The sequence below is a fragment of the Mesorhizobium sp. P2_D5 genome, assembly GCF_056404355.1.
Window position 1 is genome coordinate 124,193 of record NZ_JBFUEE010000002.1, and the last position, 14,930, is coordinate 139,122.

Annotated in this window: 14 protein-coding genes; 1 reads left to right on the forward strand and 13 read right to left on the reverse strand. The window is 62.8% G+C overall.

Features of this window, described 5'->3' with window-relative positions; genetic code table 11:
- Nucleotides 1-5: 5 nt before the first annotated feature.
- Nucleotides 6-551, reverse strand: coding sequence for a hypothetical protein (locus AC1DYW_RS07495; protein WP_477225667.1), 546 nt, complete (start codon nt 549-551; stop codon nt 6-8).
- Between the two features lie 43 nt (nt 552-594).
- The gene (locus tag AC1DYW_RS07500; RefSeq protein ID WP_477225668.1) at nt 595-1,113 is read right to left on the reverse strand and encodes a hypothetical protein; all 519 of its coding nucleotides are present in this window, start codon (nt 1,111-1,113) and stop codon (nt 595-597) included.
- Nucleotides 1,114-1,482: 369 nt separating this feature from the next.
- On the opposite strand from AC1DYW_RS07500, the gene AC1DYW_RS07505 reads away from it, so the two are divergent.
- Complete coding sequence (locus AC1DYW_RS07505; RefSeq protein WP_477225669.1) at nt 1,483-2,100, forward strand: SdpI family protein; 618 nt, start codon at nt 1,483-1,485, stop codon at nt 2,098-2,100.
- Between the two features lie 151 nt (nt 2,101-2,251).
- On the opposite strand, the gene AC1DYW_RS07510 is transcribed toward AC1DYW_RS07505, so the two are convergent.
- From AC1DYW_RS07510 to AC1DYW_RS07560, 11 genes are all read right to left on the reverse strand, one after another.
- Complete coding sequence (locus AC1DYW_RS07510) at nt 2,252-3,685, reverse strand: APC family permease (RefSeq protein WP_477225670.1); 1,434 nt, start codon at nt 3,683-3,685, stop codon at nt 2,252-2,254.
- A 95-nt stretch (nt 3,686-3,780) separates the two neighbouring features.
- Nucleotides 3,781-4,947, reverse strand: coding sequence for a LysR substrate-binding domain-containing protein (locus AC1DYW_RS07515; protein ID WP_477225671.1), 1,167 nt, complete (start codon nt 4,945-4,947; stop codon nt 3,781-3,783).
- A 6-nt stretch (nt 4,948-4,953) separates the two neighbouring features.
- Nucleotides 4,954-6,294, reverse strand: a complete 1,341-nt coding sequence (locus tag AC1DYW_RS07520; protein WP_477225672.1) for a glutamine synthetase family protein — start codon at nt 6,292-6,294, stop codon at nt 4,954-4,956.
- The gene (locus tag AC1DYW_RS07525; protein ID WP_477225673.1) at nt 6,284-6,973 is read right to left on the reverse strand and encodes a TetR/AcrR family transcriptional regulator; all 690 of its coding nucleotides are present in this window, start codon (nt 6,971-6,973) and stop codon (nt 6,284-6,286) included. The genes AC1DYW_RS07520 and AC1DYW_RS07525 overlap by 11 nt, the downstream gene beginning before the upstream one ends.
- The gene (locus tag AC1DYW_RS07530) at nt 6,970-8,259 is read right to left on the reverse strand and encodes an alpha/beta fold hydrolase (RefSeq protein WP_477225674.1); all 1,290 of its coding nucleotides are present in this window, start codon (nt 8,257-8,259) and stop codon (nt 6,970-6,972) included. Before AC1DYW_RS07530 ends, AC1DYW_RS07525 begins: the two co-directional genes overlap by 4 nt.
- A 6-nt stretch (nt 8,260-8,265) precedes the next feature.
- Nucleotides 8,266-9,576: an acyl-CoA dehydrogenase family protein gene (locus AC1DYW_RS07535; RefSeq protein WP_477225675.1), complete on the reverse strand. Its 1,311-nt coding sequence runs from the start codon at nt 9,574-9,576 to the stop codon at nt 8,266-8,268.
- A gap of 17 nt (nt 9,577-9,593) precedes the next feature.
- Nucleotides 9,594-10,646: a 2,5-dihydroxypyridine 5,6-dioxygenase NicX family protein gene (locus AC1DYW_RS07540; protein WP_457154006.1), complete on the reverse strand. Its 1,053-nt coding sequence runs from the start codon at nt 10,644-10,646 to the stop codon at nt 9,594-9,596.
- Nucleotides 10,647-10,875: 229 nt separating this feature from the next.
- Nucleotides 10,876-11,628, reverse strand: coding sequence for a maleate cis-trans isomerase family protein (locus tag AC1DYW_RS07545; protein ID WP_477225676.1), 753 nt, complete (start codon nt 11,626-11,628; stop codon nt 10,876-10,878).
- 43 nt (nt 11,629-11,671) lie between these two features.
- Nucleotides 11,672-12,703, reverse strand: a complete 1,032-nt coding sequence (locus tag AC1DYW_RS07550; protein ID WP_477225677.1) for a carbon-nitrogen hydrolase family protein — start codon at nt 12,701-12,703, stop codon at nt 11,672-11,674.
- Nucleotides 12,704-12,822: 119 nt separating this feature from the next.
- Nucleotides 12,823-13,743, reverse strand: coding sequence for a fumarylacetoacetate hydrolase family protein (locus AC1DYW_RS07555; RefSeq protein ID WP_477225678.1), 921 nt, complete (start codon nt 13,741-13,743; stop codon nt 12,823-12,825).
- Nucleotides 13,744-13,753: 10 nt separating this feature from the next.
- Nucleotides 13,754-14,875 (reverse strand): cupin domain-containing protein, encoded by a 1,122-nt coding sequence (locus AC1DYW_RS07560; RefSeq protein WP_477225679.1) that lies wholly within the window; start codon nt 14,873-14,875, stop codon nt 13,754-13,756.
- Nucleotides 14,876-14,930 lie beyond the last annotated feature (55 nt).

Here is a 14,930-nt window from a genome sequence, read left to right on the forward strand (position 1 = left end):
CACCATCACTTCACACGTGCGAGAAAGGCGGCGAGCATGTCGGCGTTCACGCCCTCGATGGCAACGCCATCCGGCCCGACGATGGAGAAGCTGAGCTTCTCCTTGGGAAAGCGAGCCAGTTCGCGCAGTGACCTCAACTGCTCGACCGATGTCATGGCCAATGATCCGGCTGCCGCCACCTGCGTAGATGAGGACGTCACCACGGAGACGCCGTAGATGACTACCGCCGAGGCAACCGACACGTCGATCCCGGGTTTGCCACCCCCGGCTGCCGAACCCTTCCAGCCGATCACGCCGAACCGCTCCCACAACTCCCCTACCGTCAACGTCTCCGGCTTGGCCCGTGCGAACTCGTCTTGCCACTCTCGCCCCGAAAACACGTGTTCGAGTTTCTTCAGCAGATCCCGCTCGTCGATGCGGTCGGGAAGCGCCAGCACGTCGGGGTTCAGCCCCTCTTCGGACAAAACGTCCTTGGGCGATTGGACAAAGCGGTGGCGAAAGTCCTTGTCCTTGCGCAACCGGTTGATGAAACTCGCCGCTTCGGTTCCCATGACAAGCTCCTTGTATTTCGCATGCTTGCGGGCGTGGGGCCGCTCAGCGCAGGCGGTCGACCAGCGCCTTGATCGCTTCGATGCCGAGGCCGTGCAGTGATCTCCCGTCCGGTCCGCTCACCGCAAAACTGAGGGCACTTGCTGGCAGCCGGGTCAATTTGCGCAACCGGCCGAGACGCGCCAACTCCACATCCGTGCGGGCTGCGCTGCCCTGCGCCGTAACAAGGGATATGACGGAGGTGGTTGCCGTCGTACCGTAGATGATGCTCGTCGCTGGGATCGACGGCGACGCAAGATCATAGTTGACGCGGATGAAATTGAACCTGTCCCACAGTTCCTGTGCCGACGCATGCCTCAGTGTGGCCGCATCCGGCGGAGCGGAGGAAATTTGCGCGTCGATACGCCGTTCCAGCGCGTCGAAATCGATCTTGGAAGGCAGGTCAAGGAGGTCTGGATCGAGCCCGCTCGCGCGAAGAATGCCGCGCGGATCATCGGCGAATGCCTGCCGGAACGCTTTGTCCCTGTGGAGCTTCTTTATGAAATCTGCATAAGGCGACACCATAGGTTCCCCCTACGCTGAGCGCGTTGGCCATGCCTCTAGAATGTGACAATCGTCAGTTTGTCAGCGTAATATTGTTTCCAAATTCGCGGCGGAAACTTAAAGATTACTACCCTATCGCCAGTTTTCAGGCAAGAAAAGTACGTTATTTAACCGTTGCTAATGTGAGTTAAGAAAGGGTTTACATTGGGCTCACATCGAATGCGAGGCCGTGTTTGGCCATGCCGTTGATCCTGGCGCCGATTCGGGGCAGCATTCCTTCGCGGTAACGCGAGCGGACGCGGCGCTGCGAACCGGCCGCCTGAACTGGCAAATGGTCGAACAGGGAGACCTCTCATTCACCGAAGGCTGATTGCGCTCATTGTGATGGTATTGAGCGGCATCGTCGCGGCACTCTTCACGTCGCCGGATGCACGCATTGCGGTTCACTGGTCGGCGTCGGGCGAAGCGGACGTCTTTGCGGGCCGCTGGGTCGCATTGCTTGGTGCGCCGGTGCTGCTCGCCGTGCTGTGGATGGTTCTGCGCCTGTGGCCGGGGCGGCAGGTCGAGAACAGGCAGGCACCCGGCGAACCCGCAAGAAGTCTTGCGCCGGACCATGCGTGGCTCATCGGCCTTTTGCTGCTCATCCTACTGCAGGCCTTCTCGATTGCTTCGGCGCTTGGATTCCAGACGAACCGCCTTCGGCTGATGCCGATCATCCTCGGCGTGATCATGATCGTCGTCGGTGCTCGAATGCCGCTCCTGCAGCCCAACCGATGGTTCGGTATCAGAACACCCTGGACTCTTGCGGATCGGGACGTCTGGACGAGAACTCACCGTTTCGGCGGCCTCGTCTTTCGGGCGGCCGGGCTGCTCACCGTGTCGCTGCCTCTTTTCGGCTTGCCGGACGATCGCGTCGGCCCGGCGGTGCTGGCTATCCTGCTGACCGCAGCACTCGCATGTGTGGCCTATTCGTGGTGGACATCCCGGCGCCAGAACGGCTCAGGGTGATACGCAGTCCAGGCTGGCCCCGATTCAGCAGTCGAAGCCACGCTTGGCTGAGGACGTCTCGCACGGGGTGTCATTCAGACGGATGGTGGCAGCGCGATTATTTCGCGCTGCCACGGTCGTCCGAACGGAATTCGATTCCGTCCATCGTTTCCTAAATCTGGTTTACTCCCATATTGGCGAAGCGGACTGGATCGGCCTTCTCCAACCGCATCGCCAACAAGTATCCCACCACGGCGGCGGCCGGGATCAATGCCGGCAGGATTATCCCGAGCACGCCACCGGTGGTGCCGGTGAGGTCGCCGAAATGCAGGAAGATGTAGACGAACAGTGCGGCCATGATGAGCCCTGACAAGGCGGGCAGGATCACGGTCGACAGCGCCGGCGCGCCGATGTGTTTCTTGCGGAAGAAGACGATGACCGCGAGCGAGGTCACGGTCATCATGCCGAGGACGCCGAGCGTGCCGACCTGGCTGATCCAGGTGAACATGTTGAGCACCGGGTCGAGTCCGAGCCCGGCGAAGATCGCCAGCACGACCAGGGCGCCGATCGTCTGAGCGACCGAGCCGATGTGCGGGCTCTGGTGATCCGCGTGGGTGCGGCCGAAGGCTGCGGGCAGCAGGCCTTCGCGTCCCGCCACGTAGCTGTATCGGGCGATGTAGTTGTGGAAGGCCGACAGCGCGGCAAATAGGCTCGACACCAGCAGAATGCCGGCGATGGTCGGCACTGGACCGCCGACATAGCGCCCCGCGAGATCGAAGAAGAGTGCCGAGGGATCGCCGTAGCCCTGGATGGTCGGCACCAGTTTCTCGGCGCCTATGCCAACGATCATCAGCCAGGTGGTGAAAACGAAGAAGATGCCGATCATCAGCACCGAAAGATAGGTGGCGCGCGGAATGGTCTTCTCCGGGTCGCGGGCTTCCTCGGCGTAGATCGTCGTCGCTTCGAAGCCGATGAAGGATCCCAGGCAAAACAGGATCGCGGCAGTCAGCGAACCTGAAAACATCGCGTTCGGATCGAACAGGTTCAGCGCCAGCCCGTGCGCGCCGCCCTTGCCGAGAATTGCAAAATCCACGATCAGGACGATCAGGTATTCGAGCGCAACGGCCACGACCAGAACCTTTGCCGACAGGTCGACTTGACGGTAGCCGAGTATGCCGACCAGCAGGACGGCGATCAGGCTCCATCCCCACCAGGGCAGGGTCAGCCCGAGTTCGCCGAAGACACCAGCGGCGATGCCCCCCAGGAGGCCGATCAGTCCAAACTGCATGGCGTTGTAGGCAACCACCGCCACGAGCGCCACGGCGCCGGCGACCCGCCCGCCGAGACCGCGCGCGGCATAGGCGTAGAAGGCGCCGGCATTGGTGACATGCCGCGACATCGCCACGTAGCCGACCGAAAAGGCAAGCATCACCAGCGTCACGAAGATGAAGGTCGCCGGAATGCCGGCGCCGTTGCCCAGCATGAACGCGAGCGGCATCGCGCCGGCAACGCCGGTAAGCGGGGCCGCTGCCGAGATGACCATAAAGGTCACTGCGATCAGGCCCAGTGAATTTCTGCGAAGTTGGTTGGTTCCTGCGGTACTCATTTTGGCAGTTCTCCCTCTGTGTTCCCCATGGCCGATTGACCGGTCCATTGTTGGTTGACGTCTGTTTTGTTCAGGCGGCCGTCCGGCCCCGGTCGTCATCGCTCTCCGTTGGCGAGATGCCCGAAGGACCCCCGGCACTTGGCGAGAAAGTGCTCGACCGACTCGCTCCTTTGATTGCCGCGCGGCGTGATCGCGATGACTGCTCCCTCGGGAAAGTCCTCATCCAGAGGTATGGCCAGGATCTCCTTGCCGTCGGGGGCGGTCCTGGTCTGCGGCGCCTGCGGGACGATGGAATATCCAAGCCCCTGGGCGACCAGACCTCGCACCATGGCGAAAGATGGCGACTGGAAGCGGATGAGCGGCTGAAGCTGGGTGCGCTTGAACAAGGCATCCGTGGCCGCGCGGACGGAAGGATAGTCCAGCAGGATCATGGGCAGGTCAGCCAGGTCGGCGAGCCGCAGACGAGACCTTGCTGCTAGCGCGTGACCGGCGCTCAACAACACATGCGGAGCCGGCGGGCAGATGAGTTCGGCGTCGAGATCAGGCTCGTTCACCTGTCCGAAGGTGATGGCAGCCTCTATCCTGCCGGCGCGCATCTGTTCGATAAGATCGTCGTGGTCTGCTTCCAGAAGGCGGATGTCGACATCCGGCTGCTGGCTTGCGAAGCGGGCGACGAGGGCTGGCACGAATTGCGGCCCAAGCGTGATGAAGAAACCGATGCTGAGGTGGTTGGCCGGGTGCGGTGGCCGATGATCGTCCGGAGCGATCGGGATGGCGCGCCGGTAGCCGCGATTGCCGTAAACCAGCGGCGAACGCTGCGCCGAAAGGTCGATGGTCTCGGCCTCCCCGATGAACAGGAAATGGGTCCCCCACAGCAAGGCTGTCTTGAGCTCGCAATCGAGCGAAACGACGGCACCATCGATGACCGGCGCGCCGGTTGCGCCGGGGTGCCAGGCGATCGCGCCGAACCTGTCGTCGTTCAGATTTTTGAGGCGGCCGGAAAAGAGATCCGAGACGAAGCTCTGATTGCCGCTGAGCACATTGGCGCAGAACCGCCTGTTCCTCTTGATCGCCTCGCATGCAGGGCTGAGGTGATGGACGCTGATGAGCAGGGAGGGCCGGCTGGTGTCGGCCGACACCGAGGTCATCGATGAAACGGTCACTCCGAAACGACCTGCCTCGCCGTCCGTGGTCACCACGGTGACGGCGGCGGCAACGCGGCTCATGCCTTCGATGAAACGGGCGCGCAGGTCAGTATCCATGGTCGTTCACCCCAGGTCGAAGAAACGTTCCAGTTCCACGTCCGGAACCTTGCGGCGGAATTCGTCGTGCTGGCACTCTCGGGTCGCCGTGAACGCCTCGACAAAGCGCGGCCCCAGCCAGTCCTTGGCGAAGCTCGATCCGCGCAGCCGTTCGATCGCCTCTGGCATCGAGCGGGCGAAGTCGCGGGCGGGTTTCTGCGCGTAGCCTGACCCGATGGTCTCGGGGTCGGGCTCGATCTCGCCTATGACACCGGCGATCCCGGCGGCGATTGTGGCCGCGGCCGAGAGATAAGGGTTGGAATCGGCGCCCGGCAGGCGATTTTCCACCCGCAGCGTCCCTGCGTCATGGCCGACCAGGCGAAAGCATGTGGTGCGGTTTTCAAAACCCCAGGTCAGGCCGGGCGGCGCGAAGGTGCCCGGTGCGAAGCGGCGGTAGCTGTTCACCGTCGGCTGGAAGACCAGCGTCATGTCGCCGATATAGGCTTGGAGACCGCCAAGGAAGTGGCGGAAGGTGCGGCTGACGCCGTTCTTTTCGTTTGGATCCCAAAACAGCGTCTTGCCGTCCCTGTCCTTCAGGCTGATGTGCAAATGGATCGACTGGCTGTCCGCCTTTTCGTTCCAGCGCGGCATGAAGGTGACGGACCGGCCTTGCCGCAACGCCAGCGCGCGGATGAAGTTCTTCAAGAGGACGAGTTGGTCGGCCGGTTCCGTACCTACGCCTGCTCCGATGCAGGCTTCCATGAAACCTGCGCCGATCTCCTCGTGCATCTTGGCGAGATCGATCTTCAGCGGCTCGCAGATTGCGGCCAGCGCCTCGTACCATTCGGTCTGGACAACCTGATAGAGGATCAGGTCGTGGCTGGCGTGAGCCGTCGCTGTCTTGAGGTTGCGGTAGCCCTTCGCCTTCGCGCTTTCCGGTGTCTCGTCGAAAAGTGTGTATTCCAGCTCCATTCCGTATTTCGGCACCAGCCCCGCTTCGCTGGCGCGGGCCAGAACCGATTTCAGGATCGCCCGCGGACATATCTGTGCCGAGGCGCCGGTGTAGTTGGAGAGGACCAGCAGGTCATGCCCCGGTTTCGACCATGGCAGGCGGCGGCCAGAATTCGGGTCGACCTGCAAGGGGTCATCGTGAAAATCACCCTTGTCGTCGTTGACGCCCGGGATGATGAGCATCACATCGGTCGGGTCCAGCGCCAGTTGCGCGGGAGCCATGCCCATGCCGTTTTTAGCAATGCCTTTCAGGCTGCTGGTCGAGACCATCTGTCCGCGCAGCAGTCCGTTGGTGTCGGTCATCGCGACGGTGGCAAAGCGGCTGGCCGGATCGGCCAGGTAATCGTCAACTGTCATGTTGCACCTGATTGAGGGAATGGGCGCCGATAAGTCGCGCGAGTTCGGTGAGATCGGTCTCGGGCTGTGTAGAATAAGCTTTGAGGAATACGCGCAGGCCGTTGTGCAGATAGCGGGCGACCTCGGCGCGCGACGGGAAACGGTCCGGCATGTAGAGGGCCTGGGTGCGCGGTGCCGAAAGGATCAGGCCCCACAGATCCTGTGCCGCCAGTTCGGCGTCGTCGAAAGCCAGTCGGCCTGCGCGCCGCTGGCTTTCCAGATAGTCCATGATGCCGCGCAGCAGGCGATCCGGGCCCACCTCCTGATAGGCGCGGCCGATCTCCGGAAAGCGCTGCACTTCGCCGATGATGAGCCTAGCCAGGGACAGGAGGTCCGGACGCAGCACCGTGTCAGCATAGTCCCAGGAAAATTCGAGGAGGTCGGCCACCATCCCGCGCGCGGAAGGATGTTCGAAGACGTCCAGCATCTGGTCGCGCTCGCCCAGCATCATGGCCGAGAACAGCGCCTCCTTTGACTGGAAGTACTGGTAAAGTGTCGGCTTCGACAGTCCCGCCTCGACGGCTACGGCATCCATGTTGGCGCCGGAATAACCGGTTTCGGAAAAGACCTTCAGCGCAGCTTCCAGGATGCGCCGCTCGCGCTCGATCTTGTTTTGCTGTCGGCGGGACAAGGCGGTCATCTCGGTAGCTTCCCCAGAAAGTCCAGCAGCATGCGGCTGTAGGCCTCGGGCTGCTCGACATTGCAGACATGGCCGGCATCCGCGATGGTCTCGTAGCGGATATCGGGCCGGGAGACCTGACCCAATATTCGCTCGGCGACACCGCGGATCTCCGATGGCGGAGCCAGCCGGTCATGTTCGCCCGTCATCATCAGCACCGGCATGATCAGGCGCGAGAAATCGAAACGCTCGGACGGATTGGTGAAACAGACGAGCGCATCGCGGTAGGTCGCCGACGGGATCGCCGCCATCGACTGAAGGAGCTGCGTCTTCATCTCATCCGAAGCGTTCGGTCCTGCCAGCACTTTCACCACCGCCGGCGCGAAGTCGGCCGGCGTCTGGCCGGCATCGAGCGGCACCTTGCGGCTGACGCGGAAGGCCTCGCGTTCCTCTGAACTGGCTTCCGACATGCCGGTGCAACCGCCCGACAGGACCAGCCCGGCCAGCATCTGTGGATAACGCATGGCGAAAGAGGTGGCGATCCACGAGCCATAGGAAAGGCCGACCAGAACCAGCCGGTCGGCGCCGAAGTTTTCCTTCACCCGCAAAATATCGGCGCAGTAGTCGTCCACCGTCGACTGGTTTCGCCCGAGCGCGCTGCCGCCATAGCCGCGCAGGTCGAGTGCGGCCGCACGCATCACGCTGCCGGCGGCCGCGAGTTGCTGCAGCCAGTTGCCACGCGATCCGCCTATGCCGTGCAGGAACAGGCAGAGCGGCCCATCGCTGTCCGGCGTCGTTGTCAGCCCGAGGCGGGGATCGCCATCGATGACGATGTCGCGCGTGGCAACAGGGGCGGGTAGAGGCGGCGGCTCCGCGCTGCGGATCTTAAGCGCTTTCTCGGAAAGCTCGGCGATGCCCATCTCGAAGATCGCTTTCGTGCCCTTGCAGATTTCCTGCAATCGCGGGGCGGCGGCGTTTACATCTGCGCTCCAGCGCACGATGCAGCCGCCCCGACCGTCGGCGGCGATGGCGATGCGGCCGTCATAGGCCTCGGCGCCGGCGATGCCTTGGAGATGCGTATAGGCGAGCGTGCGCTCGCTGTCGCTCAGCCAAGTGAGCTGCTCGCGATAGACGGTGTCCTCGCCGTTAACGGTGAAGCTGCGGACCAGCGCACCGCGCTCGTCGCGCTCCGCGCGAATGGTCGCGATGATCGGGTGCCATCGACCGCAGAAATCCGCGACGATGGACCACACCGCCTCCGGTGAGGCGGCGCAGGCGCCGATGACCTCCACCGTTTCGCGCGCCATCGGCGTCTACCGGACCGACCGCAAGGCGCCGTGATCGCCGCGCCACAGCGACATGCGGGCACCGCCTTCGTCGCCCGGAGCGGAATCGATCTCGTCCATGTCATAGAGTGCGAGGACCGAAAGGTAGTCTTCCATGATCTCGGAAGTGTAAGGCAGCATCAGCGCGCCGCAGCGGCTGTCGCGGTACATCCGCTCCAGCGGCAAGGACTTCAGCATCGACTGGCCGCCGCAGGTTCGGATCGCCATCGAGGTCATCTCTGCCGCACCCTCCATGACGTTGTATTGGGCGGCGTACATGCGCAGCACCTCGCCCTTGGTCGGGAAGCCCTTGGCTTCGCTGAAAGCCTGCCACCAGAGCGCGCGCATGTTGGCGAGCCGCGCATACATCTTGCCGACGGCGACGCGCTTGGTCGCATACATGCGCCGGTCGATGGGCGGCTGACCGGGGATCTTGCCCTTCAGGTAATCGACCATGAAGTCGAAGGCGCCTTGCGCCACGCCCATGTAGGTTGGCGACAGCGTGATCATCATATGCGGCCAGTTCGGCAGGGTCTTGCCGAAGATGCCGCGCGGCATCAGCATGTCCTGCTCGGTAACGAAGACATCCTTCAGGATGAGGTCGCGGCTGTTGGTGCCGCGCATGCCGAGCGGATCCCAGTCACCCTTGACGCTGAGGCCCGGCGCGTCCTTGTGGACGACAAACAGCATCGTGTCCTCGTGACGCGGCTCCTGGCCTTCGAACACCTCCGTGCAGACGATGGTGTAATAGTCGCAATAGCCGGCGAGCGAGGCGAACTTCTTGAAGCCGTTGATCTTCCAGCCGCCGTCCACCTTGCGGCACTGCGTCTGGTTCGGCTTCGAAGTCCAGTTCTGTCCGCCCTCGGAGATCGGCTGCGAATAGATCGCCTTTTCGGCTATGGCGCGGCGGAACTGGCGCTCGCGCAACGGCGCGAATGCAGCCTTCTCCTCCGGTGTCAGGTTCGGCATGTCGACCATGAAGCGCGACCAGGCCATGGACGAGTTGTGCATGTTGAAGGTCAGCGCGGTGGCGCCGCAATATTTGCCGATCTCGGCGCCGACCATGGCATATTCGAACATCGAATAGCCCCAGCCGCCGAATTCCTCAGGGATGCAGAGGCCGAGAAAGCCTTCGGCGGCCAGATCCTTGTAGTTCTCGACCGGGAAGGAGGCGTCATCGTCGATCCCCTTGGCGCGTCCCGCGAACTTGTCGCGGCCAAGCTCGTTCACCAGCCGCAGCTTGGCCTGCACCTCGGGACGGATGCGTGAGAGGTCGTAGTAATCAACAATATCGCTCATGGTTTTCTCCGAGGGCGTCAGGACGCCAATTCGCCTTGCAGGACGCCGTCACTGACGACGACTTTCCCGTCCAATGTGATCGTGCAGTTGCGCATCGGCAGATCGAAATGACCGAGCGTGTAGCGGCCGGCATACTGGTTCGCCCCCGTGGACCACAGGAACGATCCCGCCAGGGCGCGGAACTCCACCGCCTGCATGTCACGCTTGTCGTACATGGCGGCCGAGACCCACCTGGCGCGCGGGTGCATGCCCCAGCCGACGTGGCTCATGCCGTAGGCGTTGCGGTCGTTCCAGGCCTCCATGTATTCGCGGAAATGGATGGCATCGACGCCGTCGCCCTTGATGGCGGTGACGAAGTCGTCCTCGACGGTGAAGTCGATGCGGCTCGCAAGCGTCGTCTTGAACGTCAGGTTCATGTCGCCCACGTCCATGACGATCCGGCCGTTGACGCAGTTCTTTCCGGGAAAGGCGAGGCAGAGCCCGCCCGGCCAGTGCGCCACGGCGCCCGGCGTGGTGCCGAAGCCCGGTGTGCCGCCACAGGGCGCGTTGCGCAAATCGATGACGAGATCGGTGCCGGCCGGCGAGGTGACGCGCATCTCGCTTGCCTCGCGCAGCATACGCACGCCCAGCGCCACCTTCGGGCCAAGGTCGGCCGTCGGCTCGGTGCGCTCCAGGATCTCGGGATGCTCGTTGCAGATCACAAGCAGGCGCGTGCCGCCGGCCGCCTCGATCTCGGGCCATTCCGGAGCATGGATAAGCCCTTCGACCGTGCAGTCGACGATGACTTCGACGCGCTTCAGCGCCTCGATAACAGCGCGGTTGCCCTGGATGGCCCAGGAGGTGCCGGTGGATTTCACCGGCACAGGCGCCGTCTGGCGCGGCGTCGGCATCTGGATCATACAGAACTCGGCGCCTTGGTCGTGCAGGGCGAGTTCCGAAAGATGGATCAGCACAGGACGCGACTGCGTCTCGGACAGGATCGCGACCCTCGTCCCCTTGCCGATCGCATTCAGCGCGAAGACGCGCCGGAAGCAGTCCAGCCACCGTCCTTCGATGCGCTCTTGCAACATCGCTAAACTCCCATTGACGATCCGGCTTGTATCGGATTTCTTAACTTGTGAGTTAAGTTTTCAGTTTTGCGACGACTTGTCAACGAAATTTTCGAAGATTTTTGTATTTTCGAGAATCGGATTGAATCCTGGTCTCGGATCCAGTTGGGATCGTCGCTCGCAAATGACAGCTGAGCCGACTGCGGCGCGGCTGGCTGTCAGAGTCGTCTCTGCCAAACTCCGAATTGGTCTAGTAGCGACCGGAGAGCAGTTCGCCGGCACCGGGCGACGCGGCTTTCAAGCCAAGTCTCGACATCAGTTGAAAACCCGTACAGACGGAGGCGCTGACAACTGGAATGCCCAATGCTTGCTGAAGCTTGTCAATGATCGGCAAAGAGGGCATCTGCACACAGGCCGATGCGACAAACGCGTCGATGCCCGTCGTGTCGACTTTCCTGTAGATATCGAGCAGTTTGTCCGGATCGTGCCTGCCGACCTCGATGTTGTCGGGGATTTCAAGCGCGATAAAGTCCCTCACCGCTATTCCCTCATGCTCGATGTAGTCGACCACCAGTTGCGTGAGCGGCTTCATGTAGGGGCATATGAGGGAAATCTTCTTGGCTCCCAGGACCTTGAGGCCGTCGACCAGAGCGCCGGCACTGGTCACAACGGGAGCGGGCGCACCATTGTCCGCGGTACGCTGATGCAGCCGGGCTTCCGAGGTGCGGTGATAACCCTTGCCCATGCTCATGATGGCGACCAGACAGGCGTAGCCGAGGACGTCGACGCGAGCATCCGAAAGTTCGGTCGCGCAGCGGTCGCTGTCGCGATCCATGGCCTCGAGCTCCTCCTTGACCACCTTTTTCATTCGCATTCGGCTGGAATGGAAAGTGAAGCGTTCTGATAGGATTGTCTCGCGGCTACGGAAAATCGCCGGGATTTCCGTCTCCATGGTGGTATTGGAGGAGGGCACGATCTGTCCGATCCGATAGGTCTTCGGCATCCTTATCCGTCCTCTGGCGTGTCGCTGCTGGTGACTGTTCGGCCTATTCCTGATGACCGCGCTGCGATGCTGTTTCGGGCACGCTGGCATCATCACCGTCGAACATCTGCGCCCTTTCGATCAGCGATATCGGCTCCAATCTGCGCCGGTTTACCTTCAGGTCGAAAACGTCGAACCGGTTGTAGTGGCCGGCAATGTCATGCATCTGCTTCGGCTGGATGCAGCGTCCGAGATCAATCTCGGCATAGACGATGCCCTCTTCGTCGATCAGCGGCTTGCCAACCACGCGCCCGTCCGGACCGATCACGCCTGAGAAGGCGCTGGATTTGCGTTGCAAGCGTGCCCGTGCATCCGAAACGACACTCTCCATCGCCGTTATGATTTCCTCCGAGACGGTCGAACAGGAGACGATCGTAAAGAGCTTGCCTTCGAACGAGTGGGCCATGGCGCGCAGCTTTATGGCCTCAGCCATGTCGTAGTCGGGCGGCGCAACGGGCAGCGAAATGTAACTGGCGACATGAACCAGTTCGCCTTGTGCGAGGAGGGTGAAGCGCGCAAGGGTGTTTGTGTTCTCGCCGCAGGCAAGCGCGCCAAGAGGCCCGATTGCAGTGTCGTAAACTCTCAGCCCGGCCCCGTCACCGGGCGCCCAAGTCAGCTTCTCGGCCCAGGTTGGCATCAATTTGCGGTGCTTGCCGAGCAGGGATCCGTCGGGTCCTATGGTCAGAAGCGTGTTGTAGAGAGTGCCAACAGACCTCAGGCTGCGCTCGTTGATGCCGATCACGACATGGATCCCGGCATCGCGTGCAGCGCTGCGCAGGATGTCGACCTCCGGTCCCGGCTCGGTGATGGCGGCGCGCGCCAGTTTGTCGAACCAGGCTCCGCCCGTCACCGGATCGGTGATCCAGCTCCAGTACGGATAGCCCGGGATGAACACTTCCGGGAAGGCGATGATATCCGCCCCGTTGGCCCTTGCCTCGCGGATCAGCTCGACCGCCTTCTCCACCGTCGCTGGCGTATCGAGAAAGACGGGTGCCGCCTGCACCGCCGCGGCAACGAATTTCGGAAGCTTCAGCATGGCAACCTCCTGCTTGTGATCGACCGTCTGGGCGGGCGGTGGTGGGCTCGGCGGTGGCCATCGGATCGCCAGGAACCGAGGCCATCTGGATGACCGCCTTGAATTGCGCATTCGCGTGTCTAGTCCGGTGTCGCATCCACCACGGGGTGCCGCAGAGTGCCGATCCCTTCGACGCACGCTGTGACAACATCGCCGGGCCACATCCATTCCTGCGGGTCGCGCCCGGCGCCAACGCCTTCCGGGGTGCCGCTGGCGATGATATCGCCGGGCTCCAGCGTGATCCCCGACGAGATGTCGGCGATCAGGTGGTCGATTTTGAACAGCATGTGACGCGTGTTGGACCGCTGCTTCTCGACCCCGTTCAGCGTCAGCCACAGGTCGAGCACATGCGGATCGGGGATCTCGTCGGCCGTGACGATGCATGGCCCGAACGGCGCGTAGGTGTCCTGTCCCTTGGAGAAGATCCATTGCCCGGCGCGCCGATTGTCGCGCGCCGAGACGTCGATCATCACTGAATAGCCGAAGACATGGCTCAGCGCATCTTGCTTGCGGACACGACGGGCGGTGGTGCCGATAATGACGGCGAGTTCCACCTCCCAGTCGAGCTGCTGCGTGATCTTCTTGTTGTGCTCGATGCCGTCACCGGGTCCGATCACCGTGGTTGGCGGCTTGGAGAAGACGACCGGCTGCTTCGGCAGGTCTTTCGACGTGTCGAGCGACTTGGCGCTCTCGGCGACATGCTCGACATAGTTGAGGCCGATGCCGAAGATGTTCTTGCGTGGCCGGGGAATAGGGGCCAGCAGCTTCACATTGCCCATCGCGGTGGCGCAGCCGGCGGGGAAGCGTCCGGCGCACGTGTCGAGGCAGTCGCGCAGCGTCTCCAATCCGGCGCGTCCAGCGTCGATCAGGCCGAGCATGGTGTCGGGCAGGAGCTTTCCTTGAGCCGCGGCGAGCGCCCCGACGTCCACCACCAAACCCTCGACCAGCACGCCGAGCCTTGCCGCCCCCTCGACCGAGGCGCGATAGGTTACAAGTTTCATGATCGTTCCTTCAGAGAAGCGGCTGCAGGCCGCCATTGTCGCCGAATGCCTGCTCCCGGTAGAGCCCGAGTGCCCGCATCACCGGCAGGTCGGACAGGCAGAAGAGACAGGCGTCCTCACGATCCGAGCCGTTGACGTGCTCGTGCCAGGCCCAGGAGGGCACGCAAAAGATGTCATGCTCCTGCCAGTCGAAGCGCTGGCCGTTGATGATCGAGTGGCCGCCGCCCTTCGCCACATGGTAGAGGCCGCTGCCGGTGTGCCGGTGTGCCTTGGTGTGCTCGCCGGGCCGCAGCATCTGCATCGACGCCCCGAGCGTCTGCATGACCGGGCCGTTCGTCACCGGGTTCACATACTCCATCAGCACCCCATCGAAGGGCGAGCCGTCGGTGCAACCGGCATATTTCAGCAGCGACTCGTAGGTTGGCGCCCACTCGTATCTGAACATCGGGCTGTAACCCTTGGTCCATGCCTCGCCTGTCGGCTTCAGGCCGGGATTTCCCCAGGTCTTGGTCATGTCGTCGACCGCGTAGCCGACTGCCTGGCTCTGATCCGGATGCACCTCGTAGAAATTGGCTTCCATCGCGTTGACGAAGGGGATGTCCAGTCCGTCCTGCCAGATGCAGGGCGAACCGCTGGCCTCCACGCCGTGCTCGTGCCAGGTGCCGTTGGGTGTCAGCACGAAGTCGTTCGCGCCGAGCGTCATCTTGTGTCCGTCCACCACCGTATAGGCGCCTGAACCCTCGATGATGAAGCGGATCGCCGAGGCCGAATGGCGATGCGCCGATGCGACCTCGCCAGGGTTCATCACCTGAAGCCCGCCATAGATCCAGCCGACCGCTGCAGCCACGTCGGTGCGTCCCGGATTGTTCAGGTAGACCACACGCCGCCCGGCCTTTTCCGGTGTCACCAGTTCGACCGAGCGAAGGACATGCGCGCGCAGGTCGCGATAGCGCCAGACCACAGGCACCGACTGTGACTTCGGTTCCCACGGCTCGATCTTGTTGGCGACGGTCCACAGCGCGCCTGCCTTATGGCGCTCGAGCTCCTCGTAATAGGCAAGCAACTCCGGCGTGTCCTCGACGTTTGCCCGCCCGACGACGTCTTCGCGATGGTTTTCGCGCTCCCGTGCCATGGGATCCTCCTGGTTGGGGCTGTTGGGCTAAGCATGACGCGACATATTTTCGATT

Bases quoted from the DNA above. Each gene is read 5' to 3' on its own strand.
- AC1DYW_RS07540 (WP_457154006.1), bottom strand. From the start codon at position 10,646: ATGTTGCAAGAGCGCATCGAAGGACGGTGGCTGGACTGCTTCCGGCGC.
- AC1DYW_RS07520 (WP_477225672.1), bottom strand. From the start codon at position 6,294: ATGACAGTTGACGATTACCTGGCCGATCCGGCCAGCCGCTTTGCCACC.
- AC1DYW_RS07510 (WP_477225670.1), bottom strand. From the start codon at position 3,685: ATGAGTACCGCAGGAACCAACCAACTTCGCAGAAATTCACTGGGCCTG.
- AC1DYW_RS07495 (WP_477225667.1), bottom strand. From the start codon at position 551: ATGGGAACCGAAGCGGCGAGTTTCATCAACCGGTTGCGCAAGGACAAG.
- AC1DYW_RS07545 (WP_477225676.1), bottom strand. From the start codon at position 11,628: ATGCCGAAGACCTATCGGATCGGACAGATCGTGCCCTCCTCCAATACC.
- AC1DYW_RS07500 (WP_477225668.1), bottom strand. From the start codon at position 1,113: ATGGTGTCGCCTTATGCAGATTTCATAAAGAAGCTCCACAGGGACAAA.
- AC1DYW_RS07515 (WP_477225671.1), bottom strand. From the start codon at position 4,947: ATGGATACTGACCTGCGCGCCCGTTTCATCGAAGGCATGAGCCGCGTT.
- AC1DYW_RS07550 (WP_477225677.1), bottom strand. From the start codon at position 12,703: ATGCTGAAGCTTCCGAAATTCGTTGCCGCGGCGGTGCAGGCGGCACCC.
- AC1DYW_RS07530 (WP_477225674.1), bottom strand. From the start codon at position 8,259: ATGGCGCGCGAAACGGTGGAGGTCATCGGCGCCTGCGCCGCCTCACCG.
- AC1DYW_RS07560 (WP_477225679.1), bottom strand. From the start codon at position 14,875: ATGGCACGGGAGCGCGAAAACCATCGCGAAGACGTCGTCGGGCGGGCA.
- AC1DYW_RS07555 (WP_477225678.1), bottom strand. From the start codon at position 13,743: ATGAAACTTGTAACCTATCGCGCCTCGGTCGAGGGGGCGGCAAGGCTC.
- AC1DYW_RS07535 (WP_477225675.1), bottom strand. From the start codon at position 9,576: ATGAGCGATATTGTTGATTACTACGACCTCTCACGCATCCGTCCCGAG.
- AC1DYW_RS07525 (WP_477225673.1), bottom strand. From the start codon at position 6,973: ATGACCGCCTTGTCCCGCCGACAGCAAAACAAGATCGAGCGCGAGCGG.